At 71.9% G+C, this 19,089-nt stretch carries 12 protein-coding genes; 4 read left to right on the top strand and 8 right to left on the bottom strand.

Going from position 1 to position 19,089, the window contains the following annotated elements:
* Positions 1 to 85: 85 nt before the first annotated feature.
* The gene (gene asnB, locus EV374_RS23050) at positions 86 to 2,047 is read right to left on the bottom strand and encodes an asparagine synthase (glutamine-hydrolyzing) (protein WP_132238715.1); all 1,962 of its coding nucleotides are present in this window, start codon (positions 2,045 to 2,047) and stop codon (positions 86 to 88) included.
* A 274-nt stretch (positions 2,048 to 2,321) separates the two neighbouring features.
* Here asnB and EV374_RS23045 point away from each other — a divergent pair, with 274 nt between their 5' ends.
* From EV374_RS23045 to EV374_RS23035, 3 genes are all read left to right on the top strand, one after another.
* A complete protein-coding gene (locus tag EV374_RS23045; RefSeq protein ID WP_132238713.1) occupies positions 2,322 to 3,803 on the top strand; it encodes an aminopeptidase P family protein in 1,482 nt (493 codons plus the stop codon).
* A 293-nt stretch (positions 3,804 to 4,096) separates the two neighbouring features.
* On the top strand, positions 4,097 to 5,674 hold the full coding sequence (locus EV374_RS23040; protein ID WP_486485904.1) for a right-handed parallel beta-helix repeat-containing protein: 1,578 nt from the start codon (positions 4,097 to 4,099) through the stop codon (positions 5,672 to 5,674).
* Positions 5,675 to 6,040: 366 nt separating this feature from the next.
* Positions 6,041 to 7,615, top strand: a complete 1,575-nt coding sequence (locus tag EV374_RS23035; RefSeq protein ID WP_486485903.1) for a right-handed parallel beta-helix repeat-containing protein — start codon at positions 6,041 to 6,043, stop codon at positions 7,613 to 7,615.
* A gap of 98 nt (positions 7,616 to 7,713) precedes the next feature.
* Here EV374_RS23035 and pulA read toward each other — a convergent pair whose 3' ends face one another.
* The 5 genes from pulA to EV374_RS23010 form a co-directional block, all read right to left on the bottom strand.
* The gene (gene pulA / locus EV374_RS23030; protein ID WP_132238707.1) at positions 7,714 to 13,206 is read right to left on the bottom strand and encodes a pullulanase-type alpha-1,6-glucosidase; all 5,493 of its coding nucleotides are present in this window, start codon (positions 13,204 to 13,206) and stop codon (positions 7,714 to 7,716) included.
* Positions 13,207 to 13,341: 135 nt separating this feature from the next.
* Positions 13,342 to 13,830 (bottom strand): GNAT family N-acetyltransferase, encoded by a 489-nt coding sequence (locus EV374_RS23025; protein WP_132238705.1) that lies wholly within the window; start codon positions 13,828 to 13,830, stop codon positions 13,342 to 13,344.
* 35 nt (positions 13,831 to 13,865) lie between these two features.
* Positions 13,866 to 14,558: a cellulose binding domain-containing protein gene (locus tag EV374_RS23020; protein WP_132238703.1), complete on the bottom strand. Its 693-nt coding sequence runs from the start codon at positions 14,556 to 14,558 to the stop codon at positions 13,866 to 13,868.
* Positions 14,559 to 14,692: 134 nt separating this feature from the next.
* Positions 14,693 to 15,082 carry a hypothetical protein gene (locus tag EV374_RS23015; RefSeq protein WP_132238701.1) on the bottom strand — a complete coding sequence of 130 codons (390 nt, stop codon included), beginning with the start codon at positions 15,080 to 15,082 and terminating at the stop codon, positions 14,693 to 14,695.
* Positions 15,083 to 15,119: 37 nt separating this feature from the next.
* A complete protein-coding gene (locus tag EV374_RS23010) occupies positions 15,120 to 15,836 on the bottom strand; it encodes a C40 family peptidase (RefSeq protein ID WP_132238699.1) in 717 nt (238 codons plus the stop codon).
* 19 nt (positions 15,837 to 15,855) lie between these two features.
* On the opposite strand from EV374_RS23010, the gene EV374_RS23005 reads away from it, so the two are divergent.
* Positions 15,856 to 16,038: a hypothetical protein gene (locus EV374_RS23005; protein WP_091630004.1), complete on the top strand. Its 183-nt coding sequence runs from the start codon at positions 15,856 to 15,858 to the stop codon at positions 16,036 to 16,038.
* A 10-nt stretch (positions 16,039 to 16,048) separates the two neighbouring features.
* Here EV374_RS23005 and EV374_RS23000 read toward each other — a convergent pair whose 3' ends face one another.
* Positions 16,049 to 17,719, bottom strand: a complete 1,671-nt coding sequence (locus EV374_RS23000; protein WP_132238697.1) for a right-handed parallel beta-helix repeat-containing protein — start codon at positions 17,717 to 17,719, stop codon at positions 16,049 to 16,051.
* Between the two features lie 74 nt (positions 17,720 to 17,793).
* Entirely contained in the window at positions 17,794 to 18,327 is a 534-nt protein-coding gene (locus tag EV374_RS22995; RefSeq protein WP_486485902.1) for an arsenate reductase family protein, read from the bottom strand.
* Positions 18,328 to 19,089 lie beyond the last annotated feature (762 nt).

Raw genomic sequence — 19,089 nt, 5'->3', positions numbered from 1 at the left:
CCCGGGAACGAGTCCGGGGACGCAAACCTCTTGATCGACGGCGTGGCCGCCGGCCAGGCGCGGGGCCCGGGTTGCCGTGGCCGGGTCAGCGGACCATGGAGCCGACCACGGGCTTGGTGAGCAGGGCGGACTGGTTGCGCTGGATGCCCGGGTCGAGGGTCTTGGCGACGAAGATGGCGTGCCAGATGCAGAAGATGAGCACCGTCCACACCTTGCGGGAGTGGTCGGCCTCCTCCCGCTTGTGCTCCTCCAACAGCCGCATCGCGTACGACAGGTCGAGCAGGTCGCCGGCGCCGGAGGTGGACAGCACGTGCCGGGCCCACTCGTACATCTCGCCACGCAGCCAGACCCGGGTGGGGGTCGGGAAGCCGAGCTTCTTGCGGTTGACGATGGCCGGCGGCACCACGCCCTGCAACGCCTGACGCATCGCGTACTTGGTGGCGTCGGAGCGGGGCGGGAGCTTGAGGTCCACCGGGATCCTGGACGCCACGTCGAAGACCGCCCGGTCCAGGAACGGCACCCGCACCTCCAGCGAGTGCGCCATCGAGATCCGGTCGGCCTTGACCAGGATGTCGCCGCGCAGCCAGGTGTAGAGGTCGACGTACTGCATCTTGGTGACGTCGTCGAGCTCGGTGCACTCGGCGTAGATGGGCGCGGTGACGTCGGTGTAGCGCACCGAGGGGTCGTAGCGGCGCAGCAGGTGCTGCTTCTCCTCCTCGGTGAACATCCGGGCGTTGCCGTAGTAGCGCTGCTCGATCGGGGTGGTGCCGCGCTCCAGGAAACTCTTGCCCTTCACGCCCTGCGGGATGGCCTTGGAGACCGCCCGCAGCCCCTTCTGCACCCCGTCGGGCAGCCCGTTGACCGAGCTCAACGACAGCGGCTCGCGGTAGATGGTGTAGCCGCCGAAGAACTCGTCGGCGCCCTCACCGGAGAGCACCACGGTGACGTGCTCGGCGGCCTTCTTCGCCACGAAGTAGAGGGGCACCAGGGCCGGGTCGGCCACCGGGTCGTCCAGGTGCCAGACGATCTTCGGCAGCGCCTCGATCATGTCGTACGGCCCGATCTTGGTCGGGATGGTCGTCACGTCGAGGTGGCGGGCCGAGTCCTGGGCGACGTCGATCTCCGAGTAGCCCGGGACGTCGTAGCCGACGGTGAAGGTCAGGATGTTCGGGTTGAACTCCCGGGCCAGGGCGACCACCGCGGTCGAGTCGATGCCGCTGGAGAGGAACGAGCCGACCGGCACGTCGGAGCGCATGTGCATCCGGACGCTCTCCCGCAGCGTCTCCCGGATCTCGTGGTAGAGCCGCTGCTCGTCGTCGACCGGGGTGGGCCGGAACACCGGCCGGTACCACCGGCGCACGTCGATCCGCCCGCCCGGGGTCCAGGTCAGGTACTCACCCGAGCCGATCCGGCTGATGCCCTTGTGCAGGGTGCCGGGCTCGGGGACGTACTGCAGGGTCAGGTAGTGGCTCAGGTTGGCCGTGTCGATGCCGGCGTCGCCCTGGTAGTTGGAGTGCGCGAAGGGCAGCAGCGCCTTCTTCTCCGAGGCCAGGTAGAGGCCGTCGGCGGTCTCCAGGTAGTGCAGCGGCTTGATCCCGAAGTAGTCCCGGCCGCCGAACGCGCGACGCTCCTGCCGGTCCCAGATGACGAAGGCGAACATGCCGCGCAGGCGGGTGAGCACCTGCTCGCCCCAGTAGTGGTAGCCGGCGACGATCACCTCTCCGTCACCGGCGGTGGCGAACTGCGCGCCGAAGCTCCGGATCAGCTCCTCGCGTAGCTCGATGTAGTTGTAGATCTCGCCGTTGAAGGTGAGCAGGTAGCGCCCGTTCGCGTAGGACAGGGGCTCTTGGCTGGAGGCCACGTCGATGATCGCCAACCGCTTGTGCGCGAACACGCCGTCCGCGTACCGGCCGGAGGCGTCGCCGACCACCTCGACACCGGTCTCGTCCGGTCCGCGGTGGTGCAGGCATTCCAACGCCCCGGCGATGTTGTCGCGGTGGGCGGCGGCGTCGCCGCGCGCGCTGAAGAAGGCCAGGAGTCCGCACATGGTCGCCATCTTTCCACGCGGCCCGAGCGGGCGTCGCGGCACCGCTGGGCTCCACGCCCCGAGGCTGCCCGGCCCACGCGTTCCGGGTCGCCAGGAGCCGGATCGCGCATGCGGGACGCTGTCGAGCTGATGCCGTGAACGATTCGGGCAACCGCCCGATGTCGCGAACGACTCAGCTCGACAGCGCCGTGCGACGTACTCGCCCACCACCCGCGACCGGACAACAGCGCCGCGCGGTACGGTCTGACCTGCAAGAATGCGGAAGGAGCGGAGCATGACCGAGGGACGTACCGACAGCAGCCCGGCGGACGGCACCGGGTCGCACGACCCGGACTTCCCCGAGGCGTTCCTGGCGTTCATGCGGCAGGGCTGGCGGGACACCACCCTGCCGGTCGGCCCGCGGCCCGAGGTGCCCCACCACGCCAGGCGCCGGGCCGCGCTCTCGGCGGCCTTCCCGGGCGAGACCCTGGTGATCCCCACCGGCGGCGAGAAGGTACGTGCCAACGACACCGACCATCCCTTCCGGCCGGGCAGCGACTTCGCCTACCTCACCGGCGACCACGACCCGGACGGGGTGCTCGTGCTGCGGCCGAACGGGTCGGGCCACGACGCCACCCTCTACATGCGGCCCCGGTCGTCGCGGCTGACCGACGAGTTCTTCCGCAGCCGGCACGGCGAGCTGTGGGTGGGCCGGCGGCACACCCTGGCCGAGAAGTCGGCCGAGCTGGGCCTGCCCACGGCGGACCTGACCGAGCTGGACGCGACGCTGGCCGACCTGGCGCCGGGGCGTACCCGGGTGCTGCGCGGCTTCGACGCACGGGTGGACACGGCCGTGCGCCCGTACGACGGCCACCGCGCCGAGGGCCAGCCGGCCCGCGACCGGGAGCTGGCGATCGCCATCTCGGAGCTGAAGCTGGTCAAGGACGAGTGGGAGATCGCCCAGCTCCAGGACGCGGTCGACGCCACCGTCCGGGGATTCGAGGACGTGGCCCGGGCGCTGCCGGCGGACCGGGGCGTGTCGGAGCGACTGCTGGAGGGGATCTTCGCCCTGCGCGCCCGGCACGACGGCAACGACGTCGGCTACGGCTCGATCGTCGGCGCGGGCGAGCACGCCACGATCCTGCACTGGGTGCACAACCACGGCGCCACCCGGCCGGGCGAGCTGCTGCTGATGGACATGGGCGTGGAGAACCGCAACCTCTACACCGCCGACGTCACGCGGGTGCTGCCGGTCGACGGCCGGTTCAGCCCGCTCCAGCGCCAGGTCTACGACGCCGTGCACGCCGCGCAGCAGGCCGGCATCGACGCCATCCGCCCCGGCGTCGCGTTCCGGGAGGTCCACCTGGCGTCGATGCGGGTGCTCGCCCAGGCGCTGTCCGACCTGGGCCTGCTGCCGGTGGGCGTCGACGAGGCCATGGACGGGCGGTCGACGGTCTACCGGCGCTGGACGTTGCACGGCACCAGCCACATGCTCGGCATCGACGTGCACGACTGCGCGAACGCCCGCAAGGAGAAGTACCGGGACGGCACGCTGGGCGAGGGCTACGTGCTCACCGTCGAGCCCGGGCTCTACTTCCAGCCGGAGGACGAGCTGGTTCCCGAGGAGCTGCGCGGGATCGGCATCCGGATCGAGGACGACATCCTGGTCACCGCGACCGGCGCGGTGAACCTCTCCGCCGGGCTGCCGCGCGCCGCCGACGAGGTGGAGACCTGGCTGGCCGAGCAGCGCGAGGCGGGGCCGCGCCTGCCGGACTGATCCCAGGGGTACGACCACGACGGGCCCCGCCGCCGGTCGCGACGTCCTTACGTGGACGCGCCGGTGGCGGGGCCCGTCGACGTTCACGCCGCTCACCCGCTTCCTGCCCGGACCCGGCGGGTTGCCGCAGAGTGCCCTGAGTGAGGGGAATGCGGGGTTTTTTCGGGTTAACGCCTCTCGCGAGGATCCTTCTCATACGGTGGATATCAGAGGCTACAAGCCGATTTGTAGCTGGTCGCGCCGCTTCGGGTGGTGCGACCCCGTCTGGCAGCAGGAAAGGGCGGAAGGCTCTGATGTCCAACGAAGCAACGACTCCCGACGGTGACGCTCCCACGAGCGCACCGACCCGAGGGCGGCGCAAACTCTGGGTGGCTGCGGGCATCGCCGGACTGACCGGCGCGGTCGGCCTGGCGGCGCTGGGCGGCCTGGCCGCCCGCGACGACAAGCCCGGCGGCGCGGACCGGTTGTCGGACGCGCAGTCGTCGACCTTGAAGCAGAACGTCAGCGACGCCGGCACTGCCGACCCGGGCTCCGACGAGAAGGACGGCAAGGAGAGCGGTCAGGACGCCCGCGACGGCCAGGAGGACTGGCAGGGCAAGGACCGTAAGGACTGGCAGGGCGAGGACGGCCGGGACGGCAAGAAGGACCGCGAGGACCGTGACGGCCGTGACGGCAAGAAGGACCGTGACGCCAAGGACGTGCCGTGTGACTCCGACGTACTGGTCGAGGCGGTGAACAGGGCCAACGAGGACAACGGCGGCACGTTCAAGCTCGCCAAGGACTGCACCTACAAGTTCACCGAGGAGACCGGGAACAACGCCTTCCCCGTCATCGACCAGCGGATCACGATCCTCGGCAACAACTCCACCCTCTTCCACGACGGCACCGCACTGTTCCGCTTCTTCGAAGTCGCCTCCGGCGGCGACCTGACACTCAAGGACCTCACCCTCAAGGGCGGCCAGATAACCTCGCCGCCGCCACCGCCAAGCACCGCCAACGGCGGCGCCCTGCTCGTCCAGGAAGGCGGCGAGGCCACCCTCAAGCACACCAAGCTCATCGACAACCGCGCCACCGGCGTCGGCACCCAGGGCAACGGCGGCGCCATCGCCAACTTCGGCACCGTCGAGATCGACAAGAGCCTCCTCGCCAACAACCACGCCCGCGGCGTCGGCAACGGCGGCAACGGCGGCGCCATCTACAACGAAGGCGCACTGACCGTCCACGACACCCGCATCGACAACAACACCGCCACCGGCAACAGCGCCGTCAGCGGCAACGGCGGCGGCATCGCCAACGAGGACGACGGCACCGCCACCATCGCCTACAGCCAGATCACCAACAACAAGGCCAGCAACGACGGCGGCGGCATCCACAGCGAGGACGACGCCCGACTCACCGTCACCCGCACCAAGATCGCCCACAACACCGCGTGCGACGACGGCGGCGGCATCCACAACGACGGCGACTCCACCATGCTGCTCGAATACGTCATCGTCACCGGAAACAAGGCCACCGACGACGGCGGCGGCGTCTTCCACGACAGCGACAACATCGCCACCATCCGGCACACCGTCTTCACCGACAACACCGCCGGCGACAACGGCGGCGGCCTCTACAACGGCGAAACCCTCAACCTGCACGACAGCGAGTTCAAGGACAACCACGCCGAACAGGGCGGCGCCATCTACAACGACAACAACGCCACCCTCACCATCCGCAACAGCAAGATCGTCGGCAACTTCGCCGCCGAAACCGCCGGCGCGGGCGGCATCTTCAACGCCAACAACGCCACCGTCACCCTCGACAACAAGACCATCATCAAGAAGAACGAACCCCGCAACTGCACCAACGTCACCGGCTGCGCCAACTGAGCCGCCACATAACGAAGGGATCCCTTCCCCCGCCCCGGGGGAAGGGATCCCTTCCATGCGGGCGCCGGGACAGGACGGTCCCGCCTGGCGGTGCAGGCGCCAGCGCGTTGGGGGTTACGGACCGGTGCGCCCACTCGTGGCGCAGTCCGCCCCGTTTCGGCACTACTGCGCGGCCCCACTCCCGGCCGTCCGAAGCGTCCCGTGCCGACCCGCTTTACCCCTAACGTGGGTTCCTTTCGGATATAGCCGTGAAGAGAAAAAGATTCTCATACGGTGGTCCTCAGTTGCTACAACCGATTTGTAGCCAGGGCAGCCCGCGGTGGCGGAGCGGCCCTGTCTGGTACGAGGAGAGAGCAGAGAGCTCCGATGTCCAACTACCTTCGCAACAACGCCGAGAACACCGCGCCGAAGAGCCGGCGCAAGCTGTGGCTCGCCACCGGCGTCGCTGGGCTGACCGGCGTGGTCAGCCTCGCCGGCGTCGGGGCCGCGAGCAGCGCGGGCGCCGTCGGGGTCGACCGTCTCGCAGACCTGAAGTGGTCCACGGCCGAGCAGGTCACCAAGGACGACGCCGCCGGTCGCGACGACCGTGCGGGCGAGACCGGCAAGGACCGGGAGGGGCAGGACGCCCGCGGCCAGCACGACTGGCAGGACAAGGACTGGCAGGGCAAGGACCGTAAGGACTGGCAGGGCGAGGACGGCCGGGACGGCAAGAAGGACCGCGAGGACCGTGACGGCCGTGACGGCAAGAAGGACCGTGACGCCAAGGACGTGCCGTGTGACTCCGACGTACTGGTCGAGGCGGTGAACAGGGCCAACGAGGACAACGGCGGCACGTTCAAGCTCGCCAAGGACTGCACCTACAAGTTCACCGAGGAGACCGGGAACAACGCCTTCCCCGTCATCGACCAGCGGATCACGATCCTCGGCAACAACTCCACCCTCTTCCACGACGGCACCGCACTGTTCCGCTTCTTCGAAGTCGCCTCCGGCGGCGACCTGACACTCAAGGACCTCACCCTCAAGGGCGGCCAGATAACCTCGCCGCCGCCACCGCCAAGCACCGCCAACGGCGGCGCCCTGCTCGTCCAGGAAGGCGGCGAGGCCACCCTCAAGCACACCAAGCTCATCGACAACCGCGCCACCGGCGTCGGCACCCAGGGCAACGGCGGCGCCATCGCCAACTTCGGCACCGTCGAGATCGACAAGAGCCTCCTCGCCAACAACCACGCCCGCGGCGTCGGCAACGGCGGCAACGGCGGCGCCATCTACAACGAAGGCGCACTGACCGTCCACGACACCCGCATCGACAACAACACCGCCACCGGCAACAGCGCCGTCAGCGGCAACGGCGGCGGCATCGCCAACGAGGACGACGGCACCGCCACCATCGCCTACAGCCAGATCACCAACAACAAGGCCAGCAACGACGGCGGCGGCATCCACAGCGAGGACGACGCCCGACTCACCGTCACCCGCACCAAGATCGCCCACAACACCGCGTGCGACGACGGCGGCGGCATCCACAACGACGGCGACTCCACCATGCTGCTCGAATACGTCATCGTCACCGGAAACAAGGCCACCGACGACGGCGGCGGCGTCTTCCACGACAGCGACAACATCGCCACCATCCGGCACACCGTCTTCACCGACAACACCGCCGGCGACAACGGCGGCGGCCTCTACAACGGCGAAACCCTCAACCTGCACGACAGCGAGTTCAAGGACAACCACGCCGAACAGGGCGGCGCCATCTACAACGACAACAACGCCACCCTCACCATCCGCAACAGCAAGATCGTCGGCAACTTCGCCGCCGAAACCGCCGGCGCGGGCGGCATCTTCAACGCCAACAACGCCACCGTCACCCTCGACAACAAGACCATCATCAAGAAGAACGAACCCCGCAACTGCACCAACGTCACCGGCTGCGCCAACTGACGACAGTCACGCGGTATCAGCTGGAACGGCATCGGCTGACGCAGAAAACGATCCGGCCCCCTTCCGCGACGCGGAAGGGGGCCGGACCACGTCGCGGGCTACCGCTGCACGAAGACCGCCACGCTGCGGGCCGGCACGGTGAACGTGCCGCTGGCCCGGTCGAACGAGGCCGTCCGCAGCGACTCGTCCGCCGAGCCCCGCAGGACCGGGTGCAGCGCCACGTCCGCCCCGCGCAGCCCGGTCACCCGCTGCCGCGCCGTCTCCGGCGTGGCGTTGAAGACCACCGTCACCGACTTCCAGCGCCCGTCGAGGCCCCGGCCGTCGAGCGTCATCGTGAGCACGCCGGGGGTCTCCCCCGCGCCGGAGAGCGGGAAGGCGACCCGCTTCTGCACCTGCTCCGCCGTGGTCAGCCCGAAGACCGGCGAGGAGGCCCGGATCCTCAGCAGCTCGGCGTAGCGGGCGTCGGCCAGGTCGATCGCCGCGCAGTCCGGCACCAGCGCCGGGTCGGCCAGCAGCGGCTTGGCGTACGGCCACTTGTCCCGGTTGTCCTGCTCGGGCGGCAGGCCGGCGCCGAACCCGTTGCCCTGGGCGCAGTCCCAGCGGATCTGGTTGAACCAGTCCCCCGAGTTGTACGAGTTGCGGTCCAGCGACTTCGAGCGCAGCCGCTCGGTGCCCGTGGTGACGAACCCGGGCCCCTGGCCCATCACCACCGTGCCCAGCGCCAGCACCTGCATCCGGGCCCGGTCCGCCGCCGAGGTCTCCCGCGGCAGCTTGTACGCCAGCGCGTCGTACAGGATCTCGTTGTCGTGCGCGTCGACGTAGGTGACCGCCTCCCCCGGCGCGGCGGTGTAGCCGGCGGGCGAGCCGTTGTAGTCGACCTGCGCGCCGGTCACCTGCCGGCCCGACGAGTCGGTGAAGCGGTAGCCGCGCAGGTTGCCGGTGAGCCCCACCTTGATCAGGTCGTGCTGGCGCAGCAGCCGGGCCCGCTGCTCGGCCGTGGACCCGTTGACGTCGTCGCCGTTGGGGTCGGTGAACAGGCCGGAGGCGAAGCCCTGCACCCGCGGGTTGGCGTCGAACGGCCCGCCGCCGCGTACGGCGTCGCGCAGCCGGTCGTTGAACGTGCCGATTCCGGTGCCGGCCATGTTGGCCTGGGTGGCCTGCGTGAACCGGGCGTCGTCGGCGACCTCGCCGAAGTTCCAGCCCTCGCCGTAGAGCAGGATCTTCTTCCCGTCCACGCCGTCGCGGCCGACGGTCAGCTCGTCGAGCGCCTTGCGCACGGCCAGGATGTTCGCCTTCGGGTGGTGGCCCATCAGGTCGAACCGGAAGCCGTCCACCTTGTACGCCCGGGCCCAGGTGACCAGCGAGTCCACCACCAGCTTGCCCATCATGGCGTGCTCGGGGGCGGTGTTGGCGCAGCAGGTCGAGTTGGCGACCGCGCCGTCGTCCAGCAACCGGTGGTAGTAGCCGGGCACGATCTGGTCGAGCACCGACTTCGGGTCGGCGCCCGCCGCCGAGGTGTGGTTGTAGACGACGTCCATCACCACGCGCAGCCCGGCGCCGTTGACGCCGGCCACCATCCGCCGGAACTCGGTGGTGCGCTTCGCCCCGGCCGGGTCGACGGCGTAGCCGCCCTCCGGCACGGTGTAGTGCAGCGGGTCGTACCCCCAGTTGTAGCCGTCGGTGTCCGCCACCGCCGCGACGCACTTCTGCTGCTGCTCGGAGTCCGGCGGCAGCGCGGCCAGGTCGCAGGCCGGCTGCCGCTGGTCGGCGCGGCGCTCGGGGATCGTGGCGAAGTCGAACGCGGGCAGCAGGTGCAGGTGGGTCACCCCGGCGTCGCCGAGCGCCTTCAGATGCCGCATGCCGGCGGTGCCCGGGTCGGTGAAGGCGAGGTACGTGCCCCGCCGCTCGGCCGGCACAGTGCCGTCGGCGATGGAGAAGTCCCGCACCGACAGCTCGGAGATCTGCACCTTCGTCGACGGCACCGCCGCCGGCTTGCGCAGCGACGCCCACCCGGCCGGCGCGAGCGCCGGGTCGGCGAGGTCCACGAGCTGGCTGTGCGTGGAGTCCGGCGCCAGCGCCAGCGAGTACGGGTCGGTCACGGCGGCGTCGACCACCTTCTGCGTCGCCGGCTGCCACGCCTGGACCTGGTACCGGTAGTACCGGCCGGTCCAGTCGCGGGCGCCACGCACGGACCAGACGCCGGTGCGGTCGTCGCGGCGCATCGCGACGGTCCGCGGCGTCGCGGTCGGCGAGTCGAAGAGCTGGAGCGAGACCGTGCGGGCGGTGGGCGCCCAGACGGCCAGCGTCGGCACCCCGCCGGCGAACGTCGGCCCGAGCCGCGCGTCGGTGGCCCGGGCGTAGACGTCGTCGAGCACGCCGGGGATCTGCACGCCGGTCGCGGCGAGCAGGGCGCCCGCCGCGTCCCGCTCGGTCACCAGGAGCTGCCCGCGCAGGGCCGCCGGCACCTTCGCCAGGTCCCGCCGGTCGAGCGTGAAGGCACCGTGCGCCCACAGGTGCGGGAAGTCCGCGCGCTGGGCCTCGGTGAGCCCGTTACGCTGGGCGGTCAACGGCAGCGTGGTGTACGTCCCGACCAGCTCGCCGTCGGCGACGGTGACCCCGCCGGCCGGGGCGGCGACCAGCGCGTACGTCCTGCCGTCGGTGGGTCCGGCCTGCCAGGCGACGGTCGAGCGGTCGATCCAGTGCGCCTTCTGCTTCGTGATGTCGACGTCCGGGCCGGCGGCGGACGCGGTGGACGGCAGCAGGCGGCCGGGCGTGCCGGCGAGCAGCCACACCTCGCGTCCGGCGTCGGCGAAGTCGAGCCGCTGGTCGGTCGGCAGGTCCTTCTCGTCGCCGCGGTGGATGATGTAGCTCAGCCCGGTCGCCCCGGCGGCCAGCGGCACCCGGAAGACCGCGCCGAAGGCGTCGATCCGGGCCGGGGCGAGCGGCGTGGCCCAGTCCGTGGGGGTGGCGGCGCCGTCCCACAGGTGCAGGCCCCAGCCGTCGTAGTTGCCGTCGGCGCGGCGGTAGTGGATCAGGGCGGTGCCGTCCTCGACCGGCGGGTCGGGTTCGCCGGTGGCGGCCTGCCGGCTCGGGTAGGTCGCCGGGTCGCCCTGCTTGACCCAGACCTCGCCGGTCTCCGTCACGTCGATCGTCCGATCCTGTTCCACGTCCTTCTTCCCGGACTTGTCGACCACGACGAAGCCGACCGACTTCGCGCCCGGCTTGAGCTTCACCCAGGCGAACCGGCCGTACGAGTCCTCGCCGGCGAACGGCTGCCCCTTGGGCCACTCGGTCGCGTACGCGGGGTCGATGTCGCCCCAGGCGTACAGGCCCCAGTCGTCGTAGCCGCCGGCGGGGCGCTGGTAGTGCACCACGGCCCAGTCGCGGGAGGCGGACTGCGCCGGGGTGCCCACGGTCGCGGTGGACCGGGCGGTCGCGGTGCGGCCCTTCCCGTCGCGGCCGACGGCCTTGTACTCGATCTTCGTACCGCCGGCCAGCCCGGTCAGGTCGTGGTGCACGGTGTACGGGGCCGTCTCGGCGCTGCCGAGCAGCGTCCACCTGCCGCCGGCGACCCGGGCGGCGACGGTGACGGTGGCCAGCGGGTCGCCGGTGACCTGCGCGGTGACGGCGGCCTTCGTGGCGACGGGCGCGCCGGGCGCCGGGGCGGTGATCGTGATCTTCGGCGCGGCGTCGGGCGACGCGATCGGCGTGCCGGCGCGGTGCACCACGGCCGACAGCGGCGGCACGGTGAGCGTGAGCCTGCCGTCCGCGCCGACGACCGGGGCGGTCGACGCGCCGTACACGCCGGTGAAGGTGGCGCCGGCCGACCAGGTGTCCACGGTGACAGTCTGCGCGGTCGCGGCGTTGTTCACCGCGACGACGTACTCGGTGCGCTGCTTCGGGTCGATCCGGGAGAACGCGAAGACGCCGGGGCCGTCGGCGGCGTACCGCCCGACCTGCACGCCGTCGCGCAGCGCCGGGTGCGCCTGGCGCAACGCGCCCAGCTCCGCGATGGCCCGGTAGAGCGGGTGGGCGCGGTCGAACTGGTCGCTGGCGTGGGTGCGGTCGGTGCCGATCAGGTCGTCGTCGAGGTAGTCGGGGGTCTTCGAGGCGAACATGTCCTGCCGGGCGTCCTTGTCGCCGCCCGGCCCCGTGAAGCCCTGCTCGTCGCCGGAGTAGACGACCGGCTGGCCACGGGTGAGGAACATCAGCTCGTGGGCGAGCCGGTCGCGGCGCAGGTGGGTGGCCGGGTCGGTGCCGCCGCCGGCGATGAACGAGCCGATCCGGCCCATGTCGTGGTTGCCGAGGAAGGTGGTCAGCCGACGCGCGTCGGTGTCCCGGGCGCGGTAGAGGTCGTCGCGGGCGTACACGTCGGCGAGCGCCTTCGCGGAGCCGTCGCCGGCGGTGTAGCCGCGCGCCGCCTCCTGGAAGGCGAAGTCGAGGGTGGCCGGCAGGCCGCCGCGCCGCACGTACGTCGAGGTGATCTCCGGGTCGGCGCTGTAGACCTCGCCGAACATGAAGAAGTCCTTCTTGCCGGCGCGCGCGGCGGCGCGCTCGACGCCCTGGCTGAACTGCGGCCAGAAGTCGAGGTTGGCGTGCTTCACCGTGTCCAGCCGGAAGCCGTCGACGCCGGTGGACGCCACCCAGTCGGAGTAGACCTTGGTCAGGCCGCGCACCACCTCGGGGCGCTCGGTCCACAGGTCGTCGAGGCCGAAGAAGTCGCCGTACTCGCTGTTCTCCCCGGCGAAGGTGGAGTCGCCCCGGTTGTGGTACATCGTCGGGTCGTTCAGCCACGCCGGGACCTTGACCTTCGCGTCGGCCGGGGTCTCGAACGTCGGGGTGTACGGGAACGAGGTGCTGTCCACCTTCGGGAAGCCCCGGCTGCCGTCGGCGTAGTTGCGGTCCTCGAAGGGGCGCCCCTGCGCGTCGGTGTACGGCGACGTCGCCTTGTCCACGTAGATGTACTTGTCCTCGGCGTACCTGATGACGTCGGCGGTGTGGTTGACGATGACGTCGAGGTAGACCTTGATCCCCCGCCGGTGGGCGAGCGACACCAGCCGCTTCAGGTCCTCGTTGGTGCCGAAGTGCGGGTCGACCTGGGTGAAGTCGGTGATCCAGTAGCCGTGGTAGCCGGCGGAGGCGTCGGCCCCGGTGCCCTGCACCGGGCGGTTCTTGAAGACGGGCGCGAGCCAGATGGCCGTGGTGCCGAGCCCCTCGATGTAGTCGAGCCGGTCCATGACGCCCTTGAGGTCGCCGCCGTGGTAGAAGCCCTTGTCCTTCGGGTCGAGGCCGGTGGAGAGGCGGCCCCCGGTGAGGCCACCGGCGTCGTTGCGCCGGTCGCCGTTGGCGAACCGGTCCGGCAGGACGAAGTAGAACTGCTCTGCGCGGGCCTGGCCGCTCCCGGCGGCGAGCAGCGCCTCCGCCGAGGGTTCGGTGCGCCACTGCGCGGCGCCGGTGGTGACCAGCGGGCCGGTGTCGTCGGGGGCGTCGGAACCCAGCTGGCGCACGGCCAGCGGGGTGCCGACGAGGGCGAGGGTGAGCAGGGAGACGAGGGCGAGCAGGGCCTTGCGCGGTATCGGCGGGGGTGTCATCGACGCCTTCCTCTGGTCGCTGGCTGGCCCGCACGCTAGCTCTTGCCGAAACGTTCTGCAATACCTTGCAAACAAAGTCGTAACACGACAGCCCGCTTGCAAGGGCGGCTCTCCGCGGCGACCCCGTGCCCGGGCTCAGTCGTCGGCGAGGACGGCGTACAGGTCCGAGTCGCGCCAGCCGTCGCGGATGAGGGCGGTGCCACGCATCCGGCCCTCGTACCGCATGCCGATCCTGCGCAGCACCGCCGCCGAGGCGAGGTTGCGCGGGTCGCACGTGGCGAAGATGCGATGGCGCCCGTGCCGGTCGAAGCCCAGTCGCAACAGTTCCCGCGCCGCGGCCGTGGCGATGCCCTGTCCCCACCGCCGAGGATGGACCGCGTACGCGATCTCGCCGGTGCTCGGGCCGTGCAGCTTCAGCTCGGCGCTGCCCACGACCTCGCCGTCGACGAGTACCCCGAACACCAGCCGGTCCGGGGGTGCCGCCACGGCGGCCCGCACGTACGCCTGCGTCTGCGCGTAGGTGTTGGGCCCCCACGCCTGGTAGCGGCACGACTCGGGCAAACGCGCCCAGTCGTGCACGGCATCGGTGTCGGCCAGCGTGAGCGGGCGGAGGGTGAGCGCCATGGCGGCTCCCTGGGTGGTCGACGCCGTCGCGTCGATCAGAGGCGGCAGGAGACGCCGTCGACCGTGCAGCTCGTCGGGCGGCTCTGCGTGCCCTGGACGTAGAAGCGCAGCGTGACCGACGCGCCCCCGGGCAGGTCGCCGCCGCTGCGGTAGGTGAAGCCGTCGTCGATCCGCTGCGCCGTCCCCTGTGGCGCGCCCTCGATCCACGCGCTGCCCAGCCGCGCTCCCGGGAAGGTCAGCCGCGTGGTCCACCCCCGGCCGGCCGACGAGGTGTTGCCGACCAGCACCTCCCCGACGAACCCGTCCGCGTACGACTCGACCACCCGGTACCGGCCCGTCAGCGGGGACCCCGACGGCGGTGGCGGCGCGATCAGCGCCGTCTCCTCGCTCCCGGTGGGGGTCGGCGACGGCGGGGCGCTGCTGCGGGCGGGCGTGGACCGTGTCGGGGTGGGCCGGGTGGTGGAGCGGCCGGACTGCGTGGCCGTCGCCCGCGGCGAGCGCGTGACCGTCGGGCTGGCCGCCGACGGCTCCGGGTCGGCCAGGCCGACGGTCGGCAGCGGCGGGGCGGGCTGTGCGTCGAACGCGGGACCGCGCCCCCGGTAGGCGCCGAGCGCGATGGCCAGCAGGACCACCATCACCGCGACGCCGACGGACACCACGATCCACGGCGAGGACGCGATGGCGGTCGTGCCGTAGGACTTGCTCGATGTTCGGCGCGTGCCGGACATGCCTCTCCTCCCGCGGTCCTCCGGGGCAGCGTAGCGGTCCGTGGCGACATGGTGCGACCGTGCGCGCGCGGCGCGTACGGAACCGCGTGGGCGGGGTCGCCGCCGTCGGAGGGTGCCGCGCGTCCGGCCGTCGCTCAGGCGGTCCGCAGCACCGTGCAGATGAGCGGGCCGTCGTCGGTGGAACGCAGCAGGTAGCGGTAGCGCTCGCCGGGGACCGCCCGGCCCTGGCTGTCCAGGAACTCCCACTCCACGGCGACCATGGTCAGCAGCGCCGACACCGCAAGCACGTCCTCGATGGTCGCGTGCGCCGCGACCAGCTCGCGCTCCTGGTAGTCGGGGGCCGCGCCCACGAAGGACAGTGCCACCGCCGCCGGCGAGGTGAACGAGAAGCTGTACGTGTCGGCCACCACCATCCCGGGCAGGGCGTAACAGCCGGCGATGGCGGGCACGTCGCCGGTGGTCAGCGCCACGCCGTACCGGTCGAAGAAGTCGGTCAGCGTGTCCAGATCGGTGGGGGCTCTCACGGGGACAGCAATTGCCGGCCGGCCGGCGGGCCAAACCTCAGCGCGGCGGGATGCGCACCTCGATCTCCGCCCCGAGCCGGGCGCCGCCGGCGAGTCCGAGGTCGTCGCCGCTCCAGAACCGGCCCGGGTCGTACCAGTTGGGACGCCGCCCGGCGGGCAGCAGTCCCATCGCCTCGTAGGTCACCGCGACCACCTCCGCGCAGTAGGCCGTCTCCAGTGCACGGTCGCGCACGGCGATCCCGGCGCGGTCGGACGCGGTCCCCCCGGTCCGGTCGGGCGCCGGCGCGGCCTCGCGGTCTCCCGCCCGGCCCGGCAGCGCCGGCAGCCGCACCGCCGGGACCCGGCCCCGCAGCCAGCGCCAGGCGAGCTGGGCGGTCGACGGGAACGGGGTGCCGTCCAGGCGCGCGACGGTACGCAGCACCGCCTTCTCCATCTCCGCGTCGGCCGGCGGGTCGAGCTGGCGCAGCCAGGCCCGCTGGCCGTACCGGTTGGCCCAGACGCAGACCGCGTCGCGCAGGTCGTGCAGCTGCACGCCGCGCTGGTGGGTGCCCGTCCACATGTCGGGCAGCGATTTGCCCAGCTCGGCGTGCCACATCAGGGGCGGCATGTCGTCCAGCACGACCGCCATGCCGACGTGGTTGACCGGGCTGTTGGTGGTCAGCTGGATGGCCCGGTCCGGCACGCTGCGCCCCCGGAACACCCACACGTCGCCGGTACGGGTCAGGTCCACGGCCTCGTCCAGGCTGATGCTCATGGGGGTCTACCCTAGGCCGATGCGGCAACGGATGCGGTGGTGGAAGGTCCTCGGGCTGGCCGGCCTGGCCGGCGTCGCGGCGTCGGGCGTGGTCATCGCCCGGGCGGAACGGCGGCGCCGGGCGTACACCCCGGAGGAGATCCGGGCCCGGCTGCGCGACCGGCACGCGGAGGCGACGGCCCCCGCCGACGACGCGCGCTGAGCCTCCGGCGTCAGTCCACCTCGTGGTGGTTGCGGTCCCAGCGCCCGCCGACCGGCGGGGTGTCGAGCCGCACCGCCCCGACGGCGTTGCCGGCGAGGTCGTTGTCCTCGATCCGGCAGGACACGCAGCTGCCGGCCGGGGTGATCCAGAGCCCGTAGCTCTGGGTCTGCTCGTCGCGGTGGTCCCAGATCCGGTTGCCGCGCACCGTGGCGGAGTCGAACGGCGCGTTGACGGTGATGCCGGCCCGGATCGGCGGGGCCGCCGGCAGTTCGTACGCCGCCCCGGGCGGGGGCGTGTCCTCGTTCCAGCCGGTGGGGGAATCCGCCCGTACCTCGGCGAGGGTGAGGTCGGTGTCGGTGTTGGACACCACCACCGCCATGCGTGACCCGACCCGCACCACCTTGCCCCGGTGCCCGTCGTGCGGCCAGTGCGCCGCCAGGTCGGTGACGGAGCGGTGGTGGTAGCGCACCGACTCGCCCGCGCCGGTGGCGGCCGGGGCGCACCGACGGCCGTTGTTGCGGATCCGGTTGTTCACCACGACGGCGTCGGTCATCGGCCGGTCGATCCGGATCGCGTCCAGTCCGTTGTCCGAGAAGTCGTTGCCGTCGACGACCACGCCCGCCGCCGCGCCCCGGTAGCCGTGCCCCAGGTCGTGCTCGTGGTAGCCGTACTCGCCGTTGGCGCTGATCCGGTTCCCGCGCACAATGTACGGGCCGGGTGTGTTGCCCATGCTGATTCCGTCGCGGACGTTGCGGTCGACGACGCAGTCGCTGATGATGCCGCCCCGGCCGGACACGCCGGCCGTGCCGTTGCCGGAGACGTCGAAGCCCGCCTCCAGGTTGCCGGTCAGCGTGCAGGCGGAGACGATCAGGCCGTCGGCGCCCCAGTCGGAGATGCCGAAGCGGTTCGCCTGGCTGTGGCAGCCGATGATGCGGTAGCCGCGCGGCGGCGTCCAGTAGTCCTTCTGAAGTTCGAGGAAGATGCCGTTGGTGCCGTTGCCGACGGCGGTGCAGTTGGCGATCGTGAGGCGCTCCACGTCGCCCCAGCCGCCGATGCCGACGCCGATGCCCGCGCCGCCCATCTCCTCGCCGTTGTCCAGCCGGCCGCAACCGACCACGACCACTCCGTCGATCAGGCTGTCCTGGAGGAAGTCGCAGCCGAGTCCCGTGGCACCGGTGTGGTGGATGTAGAGGTTGCGGAAGACGCCGCGCACCACGTACTGGAGGCCGAGCCCCTTGGCGAGGTAGCTGTACCCGACCATCGCCACGCCCGAGCCGTCGATCTCGAAGTCCGCGAAGGTGCAGTCGGCGATGTGCCGGTCGCGGCTCGCGCCGTGCTGCACGGTGGTCCAGAAGGCCAACGGCGTGGGGTCCGCCCGGTTGCCCTCGTTGCTGAGCAGGAACCGCGTCGCCCCCGGGCCCGCGCCGATCAGCGACACCCCGCTGCGCCAGACCGTCCCGGCGTCCCGGATCGAGTAGATCCCCGGCGGACAGTGGATGACCCGGGCCCGCCCGTCGGCGGCGTAACCCTCGCCGAGCCGGTCGACCAGCGCCGACAGCGCCGGCTGGTCGTTCGTCACGCCGTCGCCGCGCAGCCCGAACTCCCGCGCGTCGCACCACAGCGGCGCGCCGGCGACGGGGGTGAGCCGCTTCGCGGCGGTGGACAGGCCCTGGTGCGGCATCCGACCCCTCCTCTGCGGCGTCCGGTCGTTCGCCCGCGAGCGGCGCATTCCCGCCGCACCCGCCCGGAAACGCGCTACCGGGCCGGGTCCGGCGGTTCCGCCGACGCGGTAGCCGCCGGGCCGGGCTCCGCGCCGCTACCCGGCGTCGCGCGGGTGCCGGGCGCCGCGCGGGTGCCGGGCGCCGCGCCGGTGCCGGCCGTCGCGAGGCTCGGCACCGCGGCGGTGCCGGGCGCCGCGCTAGTGCGGCGCAGCGCCTCCGCCAGCGCCTCGGCGGTACGGCCCACGAGCGCGCTCCCGTCGTCGAGCAGCAGCAGGGGCCGCTGGATCAGCTCGGGGGCGGCCACCATCGCCTCGATCCAGCGCGGCTCGGCCGCCTCGTCCCTGGGCCAGTCGGCCATGCCGAGCGCCACCGCGGTAGGCTCCTGGGTGCGGCAGACGTCCCAGGGGCGCGCGTCGAGCCGGCGCAGCACCTCGGTCAGCTCCGCCGCGCTCGGCGGCCGGTCCAGGTACGGGCGCAGCGCGTAGCCGACCCCGGCCTCGTCGAGTGCGGTACGGGCGGCGGCGCATTTCGAGCACGACGGGTTGTTCCAGATCTCCATGCCCGTCATCGTCGCAAGCGTCCCGCCGACGTCGCATACGAGCCCGCCCCGCTCCCACGCGCGTCCCCGCGACCCGCTGCTCACGCGCTCAGCGACGCGATCAGGGACAAACATCGCCCCGAACCGGATATCGCCCCGAACCGAACGCCATCCCGGGGTGCCCTGCGCCTCGTCAACCGGAACTCTCGCCCACAAGCGCGAGCTGATCACCGGGTCACCGGGTCACCGGGTCACCGGTGGAGATCTTGGTAGAAGACGGCCCCTGGAGGGGCGGATTCTTGCCAAGATCTCCGGTAGGCGCCCGGCGGGCGGACGCGAGAAGTAGGCACCGACGGGGTGTGGCCCGCCGTGCCTGGCGCAGGGATCACGCCTGACCGCCCGGAGCCGGGCACGGTGGGCCACACCCCCACCACGACGCACCGCGACGCCCGTAACCACCCGAGGCCCCAACCACCCCAAGCCGCTGTCCGGTTGATGGGGGTTTGGGGTGGCCCCGGTCACGCGCCCAGTGGGCATGGGTCGGGGGCGCGGGTCGTTGTAACCACCGTGAGCGCGTAACCCCGGGCGAGCGCGTAACCCCGGGCGAGCGCGTAACCCCGGGCGAGCGCGTAACCCCGAGCCCTGGACCCGGAACCCTCCGGGATGGCCGGGGCGCCGGTCGGAATGCCGGCCGGGCCCGCGTCGTTACATCCCCCCGGACGCGCCCCACCCTCTCGTCGAGGGCGTACCTGGTTCGACCTTTCCTCAGCCCGTGACGCCACCCTCCCCCCG

The organism is Micromonospora sp. CNZ303 (assembly GCF_004345505.1).
Note: the sequence above shows the minus strand (reverse complement) of the source record. Positions and strands in the feature narration are given on the sequence as shown.